Source organism: Actinosynnema sp. ALI-1.44, from assembly GCF_001984155.1.
Lineage (GTDB): Bacteria > Actinomycetota > Actinomycetes > Mycobacteriales > Pseudonocardiaceae > Kibdelosporangium.
This window is the reverse complement of record NZ_MTQO01000048.1, coordinates 166,402-183,301: the sequence shown is the minus strand read 5'-3', so window position 1 is coordinate 183,301 and position 16,900 is coordinate 166,402. Positions and strand designations below refer to the sequence as shown.

The 16,900-nt window shown below is 69.1% G+C and carries 7 protein-coding genes; 4 read left to right on the top strand and 3 right to left on the bottom strand.

The window, feature by feature from the left end; translation table 11 throughout:
- Window positions 1–58: 58 nt before the first annotated feature.
- Window positions 59–4,057: a LamG-like jellyroll fold domain-containing protein gene (locus ALI144C_RS28375; RefSeq protein WP_076990237.1), complete on the top strand. Its 3,999-nt coding sequence runs from the start codon at window positions 59–61 to the stop codon at window positions 4,055–4,057.
- Complete coding sequence (locus ALI144C_RS28370) at window positions 4,054–10,116, top strand: RHS repeat domain-containing protein (protein ID WP_076990236.1); 6,063 nt, start codon at window positions 4,054–4,056, stop codon at window positions 10,114–10,116. The genes ALI144C_RS28375 and ALI144C_RS28370 overlap by 4 nt, the downstream gene beginning before the upstream one ends.
- Window positions 10,117–10,166: 50 nt before the next feature.
- On the opposite strand, the gene ALI144C_RS28365 is transcribed toward ALI144C_RS28370, so the two are convergent.
- From ALI144C_RS28365 to ALI144C_RS28350, 3 genes are read right to left on the bottom strand one after another with little or no spacing between them, the layout of a single operon-like run.
- Window positions 10,167–10,619, bottom strand: a complete 453-nt coding sequence (locus ALI144C_RS28365) for a DUF2771 family protein (RefSeq protein WP_076990235.1) — start codon at window positions 10,617–10,619, stop codon at window positions 10,167–10,169.
- Between the two features lie 10 nt (window positions 10,620–10,629).
- Complete coding sequence (locus ALI144C_RS28360) at window positions 10,630–12,396, bottom strand: MFS transporter (protein WP_237774352.1); 1,767 nt, start codon at window positions 12,394–12,396, stop codon at window positions 10,630–10,632.
- A gap of 45 nt (window positions 12,397–12,441) precedes the next feature.
- Window positions 12,442–13,236, bottom strand: a complete 795-nt coding sequence (locus tag ALI144C_RS28350; RefSeq protein ID WP_076990234.1) for a glutaminyl-peptide cyclotransferase — start codon at window positions 13,234–13,236, stop codon at window positions 12,442–12,444.
- 37 nt (window positions 13,237–13,273) lie between these two features.
- Between ALI144C_RS28350 and ALI144C_RS28345 the strand changes: the two genes are divergently transcribed.
- Window positions 13,274–14,023, top strand: coding sequence for a DUF3027 domain-containing protein (locus ALI144C_RS28345; RefSeq protein ID WP_076990233.1), 750 nt, complete (start codon window positions 13,274–13,276; stop codon window positions 14,021–14,023).
- The gene (locus ALI144C_RS28340; protein WP_441297577.1) at window positions 14,020–16,863 is read left to right on the top strand and encodes a sacsin N-terminal ATP-binding-like domain-containing protein; all 2,844 of its coding nucleotides are present in this window, start codon (window positions 14,020–14,022) and stop codon (window positions 16,861–16,863) included. Before ALI144C_RS28345 ends, ALI144C_RS28340 begins: the two co-directional genes overlap by 4 nt.
- Window positions 16,864–16,900: the final 37 nt, after the last annotated feature.

Sequence of the window (16,900 nt, the reverse complement as noted above, 5' to 3'; positions counted from 1 at the left end):
ATCAGCCGGTCGCCGGCCGTTCAACATTTTCTCAAGATCGACATCACAGGGTTCTCACATGGTCGGAATGAGAACCGGGGCGCTGGCCTGTGCCCTGATGGTCCTGGTCAGCGGATTGCCCGTCGCCCAGGCAGCGCAACGGGCGACGCGGGCGGCAGCGCAGCGGGTGGAAATGCCGAACCTCACCACGGCGACCACGCAGGTCTTCGCCGAGCCCGACGGCACCTACACCATGCAGACGCACCCGATGCCGGTTCGCGGCCGCAAGGACGGTGGATGGGCTCCGATCGACACCACCCTGCGCTTCACCGCCAAGGGTACCGTCGAAGCCACCACCGGAGCGGTGGACCAGGCGTTCTCCGCGGGTGGGGACGGGCCGCTCGTCCGGGTCGCCGAAGGAACCAACCGGGTCGAGCTGACCTGGCGGCACCGGCTGCCCAAGCCTGAGCTCGCCGGGAACACCGCGACCTACCGCGAGGTCCTGCCCGGCGTCGACCTGAAGCTGCGTGCCCTGCCGCAGGGCTACGCCAAGCTGCTGGTGGTCAAGGACCGCGCCGCGGCGGCCAACCCCGAGTTGCGCAAGCTCACGTTCGGCATGCGCACCGACGGCGTGACTGTCAAACAGCACCAGGACGGCACCACGACGGCCGAGGACGGCCAGGGCCACCAGGTGTTCCGCTCCGGCAAACCGATCATGTGGGACGCGACCCGCAAGGTCGTCCCGGTGTCGATGGGGGTCGGCGCCGGTGAGGTCTCGCTGACCCCCGACCAGGGCCTGCTCACCGACCCGAACACCCAGTACCCGGTGGAGATCGACCCGGAGTGGAGCGCCGGCAGGGCCGCTTGGGCGATGGTCTACGGCGTCCCGTCGAGGCTGCGCACCCAGTCGTACTGGTGGGGCGACGGCAGCCCCTTCGCCAAGGTCGGGTTCACCACGAAGGAAGACCCGGACGTACTGGTCCGCAGCTACTTCCAGTTCGACGTCGCCGGGCTGTTCGGCAAGCACATCCGGTCGGCCGAGTTCAACATCTTCGAGAACTGGGCGGACAGCTGCACGCCGTCCTGGCTCGGCCTGCACGAGACCGGGGCGATCACGCCGGGCACCACATGGGACAACCCACCGTGGACCGGCCAGGAGCTCGGCAGGGTCAACGTGGCCAACGGGTGGGGACCGGGCTGCCCGGACAAGAACGTCGGGTTCAACGTGCTCGGCGCGGTGAACAACTCGGTGAAGCAGTCAACGCCGACGACGACCCTGATGCTCAAGGCCATCGACGAGGGCAGCTCGACGGGGTGGAAGAAGTTCGACCCGAACCCGTCGCTCGTCGTCAACTACAACAGCTATCCCGGCGCGCCGCTGTACAAGTCGACGGATGGCAAGGACTGCACGGTCGTGCCCGCGCAGGCGTACATCTTCAACAACGCTCCGGTGCTCAAGGCGCGACCGTCCGATCCGGACGGCGGCAGCGTCCGGGTGACGTTCGAGTGGTACCTCAAGGGCGGCGCCAAACGGGGATCGACGACCACGCTCCCGCAGACCGTGAACACGGACTTCCGCATCACCCTCCCCAAGGACACGTTCAAGGAGGGCGAGACGCTGTCGTGGCGGGCGCAGACCACCGACGGCATCGACGTCAGCCCGTGGTCGAACTGGTGTGACGCGACCATCGACACGACGAAGCCGTACGCGGAGCCCGTGGTGTCCTCCTCGGACTACCCGGAGAACGGGGTCGGCGGCGGGATCGGCCGGACAGGCAAGTTCCTGCTGAGCCCCGGCGACGCCAGGGACAAGGACATCGCCGGGTACGAGTACGACCTGCACGACAACCCGAAGCGATGGGCCGCGGCCAAGGCTGACGGCACCGCGGAAGCCTTGATCACACCACCGACCGACGCGTGGACGGACTTCTACGCCCGCAGCGTCGACCACGCGGGCAACCCCGGGCCCCTGAAGCGCTACCACTTCCGCGCCGGCATCGGTACGCCGCCGGTCGGCGTGTGGCGGCTGGACAACGCGCCGGGTGCGACCACCGCGATCGACGGGTCCGGAAAGGACAACCACGGCACGCTCACCCCGGCCACCGCGGGCACGACTCCGGGAACCTGGACGAACGGCCGGTTGGACGACGCGGTGTGGCTCGACGGCAGGGGCTGGTTGAGCACCACCGGCCCGTCCGTGCGCACCGACAACACGTTCACCGTCGCCGCGTGGGTCCGGCCGGATCTGTTGGAGAACAACGTCTGGCGCACGGCCGTGAGCCAGGACGGCAACGTGATGAGCGGGTTCTTCCTGCAGTTGAGTCCGGACGCCCACAAGTGGCAGTTCATGATGGTCGGGGCGGACGCGGACACCGCGAGGTTGACCGTCGTGTCGGATTCGGCCGCGGTGGCCGGTCGGTGGACGCATCTCGCGGGCGTGTTCGACAAGGCGACAAACACGATGTCGCTGTTCGTCGACGGCGTCAAGCAGGCGCAGGCCACGAAGAACGCGAACCCCTGGCACGCCGCGGGGCCGACGCAGATCGGCCGGGCGCTGGCGTCCCGCAACAAGGTCGACTTCTTCCGCGGCGCCATCGACGAGGTGCGGATCTACGACCGGATGCTGTCCGCACGGGAGATGCACGACCTGGCGACAGTGCCCACCGTGGACGAGGCGTTCTGGCAGTTCAACGAGAAAACCGGGACCGCCGCGGCGGACGTCTCCGGCAACCGCAGGCCCGGCACCCTGAAGGGCGGCGCGTCGTGGACGGACATCTCCGCGGCGGGAGGCGGCGGCGTCCAGTTGGACGGGCAGACCGGCCAGGTCGAGACCGGCGTGCACCTGCGTACGGACAACAGCATCACGGTCGCCGCACACGTCCGGCTCGGTTCGGCCAACGCTGACTGGCAGACAGCGGTCAGCCAGGACGCACCGAGGGGATCGGGCTGGGCGCTGCGCTACCGCCCGGACACCAAGGGGTGGTCGTTCGGGCTGTCGCCCAAGGACGCGGACCAGCCCGCCTACATCGTCGCGAACTCGGCCGAACCGGCCGCGGTCGGCGAATGGGTGCAGCTCACCGGCGTCTACGACCAGGCCGACCGGGAAGTCCGGTTGTACGTCAACAGCATCCTGGTCGCGGCGACGCCGATCCCCGCGGGCACGGTGATCCCCGAGTCACCGGGCAACGTGGTGGTCGGCCGCGGCAAGCACACCGGCGCGGCCGCCCGGTTCTGGGGTGGCCAGATCGACCACGTCCGGATCTTCACCGGGGTCCGCACCGAGGACCAGATCTCCGACGACGCCCGCGACCCGAGGCCACCGGCCCCGACGCTCTACAAGGGACAGTTCAGCCGGTGGGTCACGCACGGTGCGGAACACGCGATGAGCAACGACACCGCGCCGCGCGGCTACCACTTCGAGTCCCCGTTGGGCTTCCCCGCGCCCGCGGACGCGCCGAACACGAGGATGTTGTACTCGTGCCTGTCCGGGGCGGACGAGTTCACCTCGGTCGACGCCGCCTGCGACGGCAAACGCGTGCTCGGTGAGCTGGGCCGGGTCTACAGCGAGGTGCCGGCGGATGTGCCCGTGCTGACGTTGTGGAGCTGTGCCAACAAGTTCGGTGGCGAGATGTTCGTTTCCCCGCACGCGGACTGCGAAGGCAACACCGTGCAGGCGCAACTGGGGCATTCCGTGGCCCGGATGTACCTGACGCGTCACCGGCAACAGGACACCACCGGCGAGTTGCGCACCGCGACGCACTTGACGTCCGGCGAATACCGCGCCGAGGCCGCACTGGGCATCGTGGCCCAGAAAGAGGCGCCTGGGACGCGCAACTTGTTCTCGTGCCGTTCGGGCAAGGACTACTTCCTCACGCCGGACGGCGCCTGTGAGGGCAAACAGCTCGTCAGCTGGGTGGCGTTCGTCTGGGACGCCCCGGCCGGTGCGGCGACCGTGGAGTTGGTGCGGTGCAAGGCCACTGGCAGCAACGAGTTGTTCGAATCGGTGGACCCGGGCTGCGAGGGCGGCGTACTCGACCGCAGCCTCGGTTATGTCATGCCGAACATGGAGGGAAAATGATCCGGAAGAGATCCGGCGCGGTGGTCACCAGCATCGCGCTGATGACCACCCTGGTGGTGGGCACGCCTTCGGCGTTCGCTGCCCCGTTGGAACCCAAGAAGGCGCAACGGCTGACATCGGTGCCCGGGAAACCGGTCGACGTCAAGCCGCTCTCGGTCAGCACCGCTGAGGAGCTGCGCACACCACCCCGCGTGACCTGGCCGTCGGTGGGGTCGGCCGAAGTCACGCTGAACCGCGCGGCTCAGGCCGTGCAGGCGGGCGGGCTGCCCGTCAAGGTGGCGGGCGCGGAAGCCGCCAAGGTGCGTGTCGAAGTCCTCGGTCAGGACGAGTCCGCCAAGGCCGGAATCGCCGGACTGGTGGTCCGCCTGGCCCGCACGGACGGGGCCAGATCAGCTGCGCCCGTGTCGCTTTCCGTCGACTACAACGGTTTCCGGCACGCCTACGGCGGTGACTGGGCATCCCGGCTGCGGTTGGTCCCGCTCAACGGTGCCCCGGCGGTCGGCAAGACGCACAACAACCACAAAGCCGGTGTGCTGTCCGCGGAGGTTCCCGCGACGGACCAGGCGACGACGTTCGCCGTGGCCGCCGCCCCGGAAGGCGCGACAGGCGACTACAAGGCGACGTCGCTGTCGCCGAGCGCGGAATGGCAGGTCTCCCAGCAGAACGGCTCGTTCAGCTGGAACTACCCGATGCGCGTGCCACCGGTCCCGGGTGATCTCGTGCCCGCGCTGAAGGCGTCGTACGACTCCGGCTCGGTCGACGGCCGGGTCGCCACGACGAACAACCAGACGTCGTCGCTTGGCGAAGGCTGGACCATGTCGTCGTCCGGTTTCATCGAGCGCGGCTACAAGGCGTGCGCCGAGGATCCCGGCAACCAGGGCAGCGCCAAGACCGGCGACCTGTGCTGGGCCACCGAGAACGCCACGCTGTCCATGGAGGGGCACAGCGGCGCGTTGGTCAAGGAAGCCGGGACCCGGTTCTGGCGGCTGAAGAACGACGACGGCAGCCGGATCGAGCAGTTCTGGGGCGCCGAGGGTTCGGACAACGGCGACGACAACCGCGAGTACTGGCGGATGACGACGACCGACGGCACGCAGTACACCTTCGGCCTGCACAAGATCCCCGGTCGTGGCGACACCAATTCGGTGTGGACAGTGCCGGTGGCGGGCAACAACCCGGGTGAACCGTGCAACCAGTCCACCTACGACGCCTCGTTCTGCAAGACGCAGGCATATCGCTGGAACCTGGACTACGTCAAGGACCGGCAGGGCAACACGATGATCTACACGTACGACGTGGAGGTCAACAAGTACGGCCGCAACCTCGGCAAGTTCGTGGAGTCCTACACCCGCAGCGGCAACCTGCGCACGATCGAGTACGGCACCGTGCACGGGGTGGGCGGCGAAGCACCGGCGAAGGTCGAGTTCACCCTGTCCGACCGGTGCCTCAACGGCCCGGCCTGCACGGCCAAGACACCGGCGAACTGGCCGGACGTGCCGTGGGACCGTGACTGCTCGACCGCGACGTGCGGGCAGCTGTGGGCACCGACGTTCTGGGCCACCAAACGCCTGACCGCGGTCACCACCAAGATCAAGGCCGCCAACGGGTACGACGACGTGGAGCGCTGGACGTTCGACCAGGGCTTCCCGTTGCCGGGGGACAACACCAGCCCGGCGTTGTGGCTCAAGGCAATCGGGCACACCGGTCTGATCGGTGACGACGTCGCGCTGCCGTCGGTGACGTTCGTGGAGGACCCGAACCACAAGGGCAACCGCGTCGACGCCCGCGAGGACGGCCTGCCGCCGGGCAACAAGAACCGCATCCACCACATCAACACCGAGTCCGGTGGCCAGGTCGTGGTGAACTACAAGGAACTCGACTGCGCGCCGAATGCCTTCCCTCCGGTGGACACCAACACGTTGCGGTGCTTCCCGGTCCGCTGGGCACCGGACAAGTCCGAGCCGTTCGACGACTGGTTCCACAAGCGAGTGGTGTCGACAGTCGCCCTTGTCGACCGCGTCGGCGGTGGGCCGACCCAGTTCACCAGCTACGACTACCACGACGGCGCGGCGTGGGCGTACCGCGACGACCCGTTGGTCGACCCGAAGTTCCGGACCTGGAGCGACTGGCGTGGCTACGCCAAGGTCACCGTCCGCAAGGGCGATGCGCCCAACCCGGGCAACAACATCGAGTCGGTGAACACCTACCGGTACTTCCGGGGCATGAACGGCGACAAGCGCAATGCGGGCGGCCCCAAGTCCGAGAAGGTCGACGGGATCGCCGACGACCCGCAGCTGGCGGGCTTCATGCGCGAGGAGATCACGTACGACGGCGCCGGCGGGCCAGAGGTCAAGGGCACCATCAGCACGCCATGGGTCAAGAACACCGGTACGCACCTCAACCTGAAGTCGCACATCGTGAAGATCGGCGACACGTTCGGCCGGACCGCGTTGGCCGGTGGTGGACAGCGCAGGACCGAGACGCACACAACCTACGACGGCGTGGGGCAACCGCTCACCGTCAGCGATCTGGGTGACATGGCCGACCCCAACGACGACCAGTGCGTGACCACCACGTATGTCATGAACGTCGGTGCCTGGTTGTTGTCCCTGCCCAGCAGGATCACTGAAGTCGGCGTGGCCTGCGGTGCCACGGCGACGTACCCGCGTGACGCGATCTCGGACACCCAGTCGTACTACGACGGCCTGTCGATCGGTCAGGCCACCAAAGGCAACGTGACCAAGGTGGACGAGTTGGCGGCGCACAACGGGACACCGCAGCTCGTCACCACCAAACGCACGACCTACGACAGCTATGGCCGTGCGGTGGACACCTTCGACGCGATGGACCGCAAGACCAGCAAGGCGTACACGCAGGTGAACGGCCTTGTCACGGCGTCGAAGGAGACAAACGCGCTCGGCCACGTGACGACCTCGACGATCCATCCCGCCTACGGTTCCGTGACGTCGGTCGAGGACTCGAACTCCAGCCGGACGGACACGACGTACGACGCGCTGGGCCGTGTCACGGCGGTGTGGGCGCCCGGCCGGTCGAAGGCGTCCGGTCAGGGACCGACCAGCCGGTTCGGCTACGGCGTCCGCAACGACGGCGCGACCTGGACGAAAACCGAGTCGCTCAAGCCGAACTCCAACTACCTCACCAGCTACCAGCTGTTCGACGGCTTCATGCGGGAACGGCAGACGCAGGCGCCGAGCCCGCAAGGCGGCCGGGTGCTCACGGACAAGGTCTACGACACCCGTGGTTTGGTCGCCGCGACCAACGCGCCTTACTTCAACGACTCCCAGCCGGGCACGACGTTGTTCGCGCCGCAGGACAACCAGATCCCGAATCAGACCGTGATCAGCTACGACGGCGCCGAGCGCAAGGTGAAGGAGACGTACGAGAAGCACAACGACAAGCAGTGGTCGACGCTCACCGAGTACTTCGGCGACCGGGTGAAGGTCACTCCTCCCGCCGGTGGCACGCCAACGGAAACGTACACCAACGCCCGTGGTCTGGACACCGAGGTGCGCCAGTTCGCCGATGGTGGTGTCGTCACCACGAAACGGTCCTACACCAAGGCGGGTGAGCTGGCGAAGATCACCGACGCCGTCGGCAACGTGTGGACCAACGACTACGACGCCGCGGGCCGCAAGGTCAGCACCGCCGACCCGGACAAGGGTTCGGCGACGATGACCTACAACGCGCTGGGCGAGGTCGTGACCACAAAGGATGCTCGTGGTCAGGTCACCTGGCGCGCGTACGACGCTCTGGGCAGGCAGACCGAACTGCGCAAGGACTCCGCCACCGGGGAACTGCTGGCCTCGTGGACGTACGACACGATCAAGGAGGGGCAGCTCACCTCGACCACCCGTTACGTCGGGGGAAAGGCGTACGTCAGCACGACCGACAGCTACGACGCCGCCTACCGGCCGTTGCAGATCTCGGTGACGGTCCCGGACACCGAAGGACCGCTGCAGGGGACGTACAAGACCAACACGACGTACTTGGCTGACGGCTCGGTCGGCTCGGTGGCGTTGCCCGCATTGGGCACCGCGATGCCGAGCGAGACCGTCGTCTACACCTACGACGCGTTCGGCCTGCCCAAGGCCACCAAGGCGAACAACGTGCCCGTGGTCAGCGCGACCACGTACACCGCGCTCGGTGAGGTGACGCAGATCCAGCAAGGGCCGGACGGCAAGCGCGCCTGGCAGACCGTGTACTACGAGGAAGGTACCCGCAGGCTGTCCGACTCCCTCGTCGAGCGGGAGACCGCCACGGACGTGCAGGCCGACCAGACCAACTACTCCTACGACCCGATCGGCAACGTCAAGAAGATCGAAACGAAGACCGCGGGCAGTTCGCTCGACCGGCAGTGCATGGCCTACGACGGCATGCGCAGGCTCAGGGACGCCTGGACGTCCACTTCGGACTGCGCTGCGGCCGGTGCGGCGGTTGGCGGGCCGGCCCCGTACTGGAACAGCTACCAGCCGGACATGGTCGGCAGGCGTGTTTCCCAGACCCAGCACGGGATCAACGGCGCACCGGACACCACGACCACGACGACGTACCCGCAGGCGGGTCAGCCGCAGCCGCACGCCCCGGCGACGGTGTCGGTGTCAGGCCCGGCGCTGCGCACGACCGCGGCGGCCGGGGAGTTCGACTACGACAAGGCAGGCAACACCGTCAGCAAGCCGAACGCCGCCGGAGCACAGCAGTACACGTGGGACGCGGAAGGCCAGTTGGCTTCGGTCAACGCGAACGGTGTGCTCACCGAGTACGTCAACACGCCGGACAACACCCGCCTGCTCGCCAAGCAGCCCGGCTCGGCGACGCTGTACCTGCCCAGCGGCGAACTCAAGCTGGACAAGGCGACGAACAAGCTCACCGGCACCCGGTACTACCTGCACGGCGACTCCCTCGTCGCGGCGAAGACCGGGGGTTCGTTGAGCTACCTCACCGGCGACCGGCAGGGCACCGGCACGTTGTCGGTCAACGCGAACACCCTTGCGACGACCAAGCGCCGGTTCGACCCGTTCGGCGTCGCCCGCGGTCCCGCACCGGAGAGCTGGCCGTCGACCCAGGGATTCGTCGGCGGGACAGCCGATCCGGCGACCGGCCTGACCAGGCTCGGTGTCCGGGACTACGACCCGGCGCTTGGCAGGTTCCTCTCGGTCGACCCGCTGCTCAACGACGCCAGCCCGCAGAGCCTGGACGCCTACGTCTACTCCCGCAACAACCCGTCCACCTTCAGCGACCCGAGCGGGGAGATGGACTGGGAAGAGCAGAAGGCGATGCAGGCGCTCAAGCTGGACTCGCAGGGACGCCACGAGGACGCCGCCAACGTCCGCAGGCAGATCGACCAGAAGCGCAACGGCATCGTCACCGGCAACAAGGAGGAGAACCCCAGGCGGGGCACGACGATCACCAACCAGAAACGCAAGGAGGCCAAGCACCGGCAGCAGATGTACGACTGGCGCAGGGAACAGGCCCGCAAGCGCGAGCGCGCCAGGGTCGTCGCCAGGGAGGTCAACAAACTGGCCAAGCGGCACGTCATGGACGAGCAGGACGACCGGTGGACCTCGATCCTGACCGACGGCATCGGGTCCGGCTCGGTCTGTGGTTCGTTCTCCATGGCCGCCGGTGAGGTCGGGGTCTCCCGTGAGGAGTGCGTCAACTTCGACAACGTCGGCATCACCTACAGCGCGCAGATCAAGATCGGCGTGCAGTTCGGCTTCGGCATCGCGGCCGACCTGACGTCGAAGGTCAACGCCGACAAGGCCGACCAGGTGGCCTCGGGCATCACGCTGTCGGGCGAAGTGGGCGTCCACGCCAAAGTGGGACCTGGCGTCGACTTCGGGTACGAGTCGGAGAAGAACCTGATCAACGGCGGCGTCAGCGACTCGATCGCGGGCAGTGCCGGGTGGGGCGCCGAGCTGAGCCTCGCGGCGGGCTGGCTCAACGGCGGGGTCAACACCGGCTACATCATCCGATGGGACCCGGTGCGCAAGCCCACTTCGAACGGTCCAAACGCGAATTGCCACCCCACGCTCTGCTGATCGGCCGGAACGAGAACGGGAGGGGCCGAGCGCCTCTCCCGTTTTCCTGCTTACTTGATCGTCAGCGCCCAGCTGGCGTTGACGCCGAAGACGGACTGCTGGTTCTCGTCCACGCCGATCCCGCCGATGCGTTGGACTTCCACGTGCATCAGCTGGTCGGCCGCGGTCGGCGCGTGGAGCGTGTACGCGTACGTCCCGCGGTCGCCGAACAGCGCTGAGCGCGCCTTCTGCACGGAACCGTCGGCAGCGCGGTAGCGGAACACGACCAGCCACGGGGCTTCGGCGACCTGCTTGGGCACGCTAATGTTCAACGACTTGCCGCTGGGCACCGCGAGCTCGCCCGTCGGTTTGCACTCCTCGAGCTTGTCGTCGCAGACAGGCGACGGCGTGATCCGCACGGTCTCGCCGTCCGCGAAGAACGTGACCTCGGGGTCGTGGGGCGCGGCGCATCCCGCGAGCAGCAGACCGCCCACCACCAGCGAGGCAATTCCGAATCGGCGCACAGCGGGCAGCCTACGTGGGCTCGGTGCCCGCCCGGCGCGCCGGGGTGGCCCGGCGAACCACGTTGAGCAGCGAGTTCCCCTTCGTGGCCAGGATCGTCTGGACCAGGCCGATGCCGAGCAGCAACGAGACAACCAGGAAGCCGACCCAGAACGTGGTGGGCAGCAGCACGCCCAGCGCGCCGCCGAAGACCCAGCCCATCTGCAGCACCGTCTCCGAACGGCCGAACGCCGACGCGCGCGACTCCTCCGGCAGGTCGTCCTGGATCACCGCGTCCAGGCTGTTCTTGGCCAGCGCCGCGGCGGTCGACGCGATCAGGCTGACGATCGCCATCGTCCCGATGCCCGGCAGGATCGTGGCGACCACGGTCGCGGTCACACAGGCGATCACGCAGGCGAGCACCATCTGATCGGGTCTGGCCACGTGCAGTCTCGTGCCGATCGCGTTGCCGCCGAAGCTGCCGACACCGGCTGCGGCCGCGATGATGCCGAGCAGCAGCAACTGCTGGAACGCCTGGCCCTCGGTCTCCGCGCGGATGGCGAACGCCGAGAACATCATCAGGAACCCGGTCAGGATCTTGACGGTGGCGTTGGCCCACAACGACACCACGACCTGTTGGCCCATCGGCTGGCGTTTGGGTCTCGTCGGCGACGATGACAGGGTCGCGGGTACCTCGCCCTCGGTGACCTCGACCCACGCCGGGATCCGCATGCCCTGCACGGCGCCGACGACGCAGATGAGGGCGGTGAACCAGAGCGCACCCGGTGAGCCGAACAGTTGCGTCAGCCCGGCCGCGATGCCACCGAACACCATGCCCGCCGCCAGGCCGAACACCGTCAGCCGGGCGTTGGTCTTGGACAGCGTGATCTCCTGCGGCAGCACTCTCGGTGTGACCGCCGCCTTGAGGACCGTGAACGACTTGGACAGCACCATCTTGCCGAGCGCGGCGGGGTACAGCAGCCACGAGTCGAAGTTGGTGGCCATCACGACGCACATCAGCGCCTGACCGGCCGACGCGACGCACATCGCCAGCCTGCGGCCACGCTGGATCCGGTCCAGAGCCGGGCCGATCACCGGCGCGACCAACGCGAACGGCGCCACCGTGATCAGCAGGTACAGCGCGATCTTGCCTTTGCTGCTGTCCGCGCTCGCGGCGGCGAAGAACAGGGTGTTGGCCAGCGCGACGGCCATCGCCGCGTCGCTGGCGTAGTTCAGCATCGTCGCGTACGTCAGCGACGTCAGCCCCGACTTGTCGGCGCCGTCGGCGTTCGCCGCCCGCTTGAACGCGTGCACCGCCTGCTGGGTCAGTTGCTTGCCGCGCAGCGCGGCCACCCGGGTGACCGTGAGCTTCTTGGGCATCTGGGGGATGCCGCCCCGCGGCAGGGCTGTGGCTTCCGACCCGTGGTTGGCCTCGGCCTCCGGCTCGGGTTGCTGGTGTTGCTGTGGCGGTGGGGGCTGCCGGTGCGGCGGGGGCGCCTGCTCGTAGTAGTCGTACGGACCCGTATGACCACTGCGCGGCACCGGGTAGCCGTCCGGGCCGTACCGAGTGGACGGCGGGGGCGGTGGCTCACGGCGCAGCGGCGTGGTCTGCCGGAACTCCTCGGGAAGGGGAGGAGGCGGGGGCGGCGGCTGGCGCCGGGCAGGCGGGGGCGGCGGCGGAGGTGGCGGCTGCTGCTCCCGGTGGAACTGCTGGGGCTGCCGCGCGGTCCACTTCCGTCCTTTGGACCGGCTCTTGGCAGGCCGGTCCCCGCCGTTGTCGTCAGAGCCGGAGCGAAGCACCCCTCCATCCTGCCTTAGGGACTCCGGCGCCACACACGGAGTTACTCAGGATGCCGTGACGAACTTCACCCGGAACATCTTCGGCCACAGTTTGCCGGTGACCAGGAACTCGCCCGTGCCCCGCACGGCCGCGATCCCGTTGAGCACGGCATCGTCCGCGCGGTCCTCCCGCGGCAGCAGACCCGTCAGGTCGACGGTGGCCGTGACGTTCCCGGACGCGGGGTCGATCCGCACGATCGTGTCGGTCTTCCAGACGTTCGCGTAGACACCGTCCGGCGTGCACTCCAGCTCGTTCAGCAGGGTGACCGGCTCTCCGGCCGACCGCACCCGCACCTCGCCGACCTGGTCGAACGTCTCCGGGTCGCGGAACGCCAGCTTGTCCGAGCCGTCGCTCATCACCAGCCGCTGACCGTCAAGGCAGACGCCCCAGCCCTCACCGCTGTACGGCACACGTCTGACCTCGGCGAGCGTCTGCTTGTCGCGCTGGAACGCGACGCCGTCCCGCCAGGTCAGCTGCCAGATCTTCGACCCGGCGACGGTCACGCCCTCACCGAACATCGGGGACGGCAGGTCCACCTTCCTCCTGACCTCGGCGGTCTTCGGGTCGACCACGCGCACGCTGGACGCGCCCTCCAGGCCGGTGCCTTCGATGAGCCGGTCGCCGTCCAGCTCCAGGCCCTGGGTGAACGCCGTCGAGTCGTGCGGCAGGACCGCCAGCACCTCGGCGCGCATCTTCACGGGCCCAGCGTTCGGCCCAGCGTTCGGGGCAGCGTTGGGGGCAGCGCTTGTGCCACACGATGCGACCAAAACGCAGGCCGTGAGAACAAGGAGCACCTTCACGGCGGAAGCGTGACACACGTGGTGCACAATCTTCGTGATGAGCACGACGCCGGAACCAGACGCTGCCCTTGTAGGAGCAGTCGAGCGCGCACGCGCCGCTGCCCGCGTGGAAGCCGGTGACGAGGTCGGCAAACACGTGGGCGTGCGGCCGGAAGACGACGCCGCTGTCACACACCTCTTCGAAGCCGACAAACCCGGCTACCGCGGCTGGCACTGGGCCGTCACGGTGGCCAACTCCGGCCCGGGGACCGAGGTGACGGTCAGCGAGGTCGTGCTCGAGCCCGGTCCCGACGCGCTCGTGGCTCCGGCGTGGGTGCCGTGGCAGCAACGTGTGCAGGCGGGCGACCTCGGCGTCGGCGACCTGCTCCCGACCGCCCCGGACGACCCGCGGCTCGTGCCCGCGTACGTGCAGTCCGACGACGAAGCCGTCGAGGAGGTCGCGCTCGAGGCCGGACTCGGCCGGGTCCGGGTGATGTCCCGCCCGGCGCGGCTGGACGCGGCGTCCCGCTGGCAGAGCGGCGAGTACGGGCCACGCTCCGACATGGCCCGCAGCGCGCCGGAGCACTGCGGCACCTGTGGCTTCTACCTCCCGGTCGCCGGCGCGCTGCGTTCGGCGTTCGGTGTCTGCGGCAACGAGATCGCCCCGGCGGACGGGCACGTCGTGCACGTCCAGTACGGCTGCGGCGCGCACTCCGAGCTGCGGATCGAACAGGGCTCGCCGGTGCTCGTCGCGGACCTGATCTACGACGACTCGCTGCTCGACGTCGAGCGGGCATCAGCGGAGTGAACGACCCGTTCGGCACCCAGCGCTTACGCGAGGCAGTGCTGGCAGCTTGGAGCGCCTCGCCCACGCGGTTCCGTGAAGACGCCAACGCCGAGGAAGACCTGCGGCTCGGCGCGTACCGCGACCGCCTGCTGGTCGAGCTGGCGCAGAACGCGGCCGACGCCGCCGGGTTCGGCGGGCATCTGCGTCTGACGATCGTGGACGGCGAACTGCGCGCGGCGAACACGGGCGCGGCACTCGACGCCGACGGTGTCGCGGCGCTGGCCTCGTTGCGTGCCTCGTCGAAGCGCGACATCCTCGGCACGGTCGGCCAGTTCGGTGTCGGGTTCTCCGCGGTCCTGTCGGTGACCGACGAGCCCGAGGTCGTCTCGTCCACCGGGTCCGTCCGGTTCTCCGCGCAACGCACCAGGGAGATCCCCGAGATCCAGCGGCACGTGGCCGCGCGGTCCGGCCAGGTGCCGGTGCTGCGCCTGGTCTGGCCGACGGAGTCCGTCCCGCCTGCCGGCTTCGACACCGAGGTCCGGCTGCCGTTGCGCGCGGACGTCGACCAGGCCGCGTTGCTGGCCGGCTTCCGCGCGCAGGCGCCCGACCTGCTGCTGGCGTTACCCGGCTTGGCGTCCATCGAGGTCGACGGGTCGCGTTGGACCAGCAGCGACTCCGGTGACACGGTGATCCTGACCGGGCCGGAAGGCACGACCCGGTGGATGCTGCGGCGCGCGTCGGGGAAGCTGTCGGACACCGCGGGTCTCGGGATGGAGACGAGCGCGGAGTGGCTGATCTGCTGGGCGATCCCGGTGACGGACGCGGGTGTGCCGCAGCCGCTGACCGAGGACGTGCTGCACGCGCCGACACCGACCGACGAACGGCTTTCGCTGCCGGCCAGGCTGATCGCCAGCCTGCCGATCGAGGCTTCCCGGCGCAGGGTGATGGCGTCGGCCGCGGTGGCCGAGGTGCTGGCCGAGGCCGCGAAGATCTACCCCGCTTTGGTTTTCGGCATCGCCGAGCGGCACCGCACGGCGCTCGTGCCGGTTCCCGGCTTCCCCCGGTCCGATGTGGACGCGCAGCTGCGTGACCTGATCATCGCCGAGCTGCGTTCGCAGGCATGGCTGCCCGGCGTGACCGAGTCGCTGACCCCGGCCGTGGCCCGTGTGCTCGAGGTCCCGTCGGACTCGTTGGCGGACTTGCTGTCCGACGTCGTGCCGAACCTGGCGTCGGCGTGGCTGGCGGAACCGGAGCACGCGCACGCGTTGGCGTCGCTGGAGATCTCGCGGCTGCGCATTCCCGAGGTCGTCGCGGCGCTGACCGGGATCTCGCAGGAACCGTCGTGGTGGCAACAGGTTTATGCGGCGCTGCTGCCGTTCGCGGAGAACGACGCGGCGATCCGGGAGAACCTCAGCGGCTTGCCGGTCCCGTTGGTGGACGGCCGCACGCTGCCCGGCCCACGGGGGACGTTGCTCGCCGACGAGCCGGAGTTCCTGTCCGACCTGGACGTTCCCGGCCTGCGGCTGGTGCACCCCGAAGCGGCCAACCCGTTGCTCGAACGCCTCGGTGCCCGGCACGCGGGTGCGGCCGAGGTGCTGGATTCGTTGCAGGAAGCGGTGGAACGCAGCGTCGCCGACGCCTCGGCCGGTCTGATCGTCTCCGGCCTCGCACACGCCGTACTCGGCCTGGTCAGCCAGGCGGGTGGCCGTCCGTGGCTGAAGTCGTTGGCGCTGCCGGATTCCGCCGGTGACTGGCGCGCGGCGGACGAGCTGGCGTTGCCGGGGTCCCGGTTCCTGGAGGTGCTCGACCCGGAGTCGCCACTGGGCCTGCTCGACCCGGACTTCGCCGAACGCTGGTCGGCGGACGTGCTGTCGGCGGTGGGCGTGCTGACCGGCTTCGCGGTGATCGTCGACGAGGAACCGATCGGCCCGGAGCACGACCTCGCGGACGAGGAAGAGTGGTGGTCCTTCGGCGAAGAGCCGAAACGCGTGGTGGCCGTGCGTGACCTGGACCTCGTGGCGGACGACAAATGGCCGGACGCCCTGCGCCTGCTGGCGATGGAACCCGCGACCTGGCAGGCGTTGCGTGAACCGGGCGGCTACACGGCATGGTGGATCTCCCGCTACGCGCTGCTGGAAGGCCGCGCGCCCCGCTTCTGGCGAACGGCGTCCGCGTCGGACCTGATCGGCCTCTACGACCCGCTGCCCCTCGACCTCGGCGACGACCTGGCAGCGGCGGCGGGAGTCCGCACCCACCTGGAGATCAAGGACGCCACGGACGCGGCGGATCTCCTCGACCGCCTCGGCGACGCACAACGCGCTGTGCCACACGGGGTTTCCCTGCGCGCCCACGCGGCACTGGCCGGATCGGTGGACGTGTCCCTGGTCGACGCACCGGAACACGTCCGCGTCCTGTCCGGCGAAGCGGTGGACGCCGAAGACTGCGTGGTGCTCGACGCCCCCTGGCTGCTGGCGGTGCTGCCCCCGGCGCGGGTCGTGGCGGCACTGGACGACGACGCCGCGGAAGGCCTGGCGGAACTGCTGGACCTGCCCGTGGCCTCGGAATCGGCTGGCGACGTGACCGGCGGCGACCTGGTGCCGTGGGCGGAGTTGGGCGCGGTGGTCGTGGCGGCGGAGCTGCTGGGCTTCGACCTGCCCCTCGAAGGCGTGATCGTGCACGACGAGCTGAAAGCCAACGACCAGCGCGTGCACTGGTGGGTGGACCGGCAGAACCGCGTCCACTGCGAGGACACCCCCGACGGCCTCGCCCGGGCACTCGCGTGGGCGTCGGACCGCTGGATCGACCGGCACGTCATCCACGCCATCCTGGAGGACCCGGACCCACGAACAGTTCTGTCCTGACGCTCGAAGTGTCGACAGACGCTCTCCGCAGCGCGGA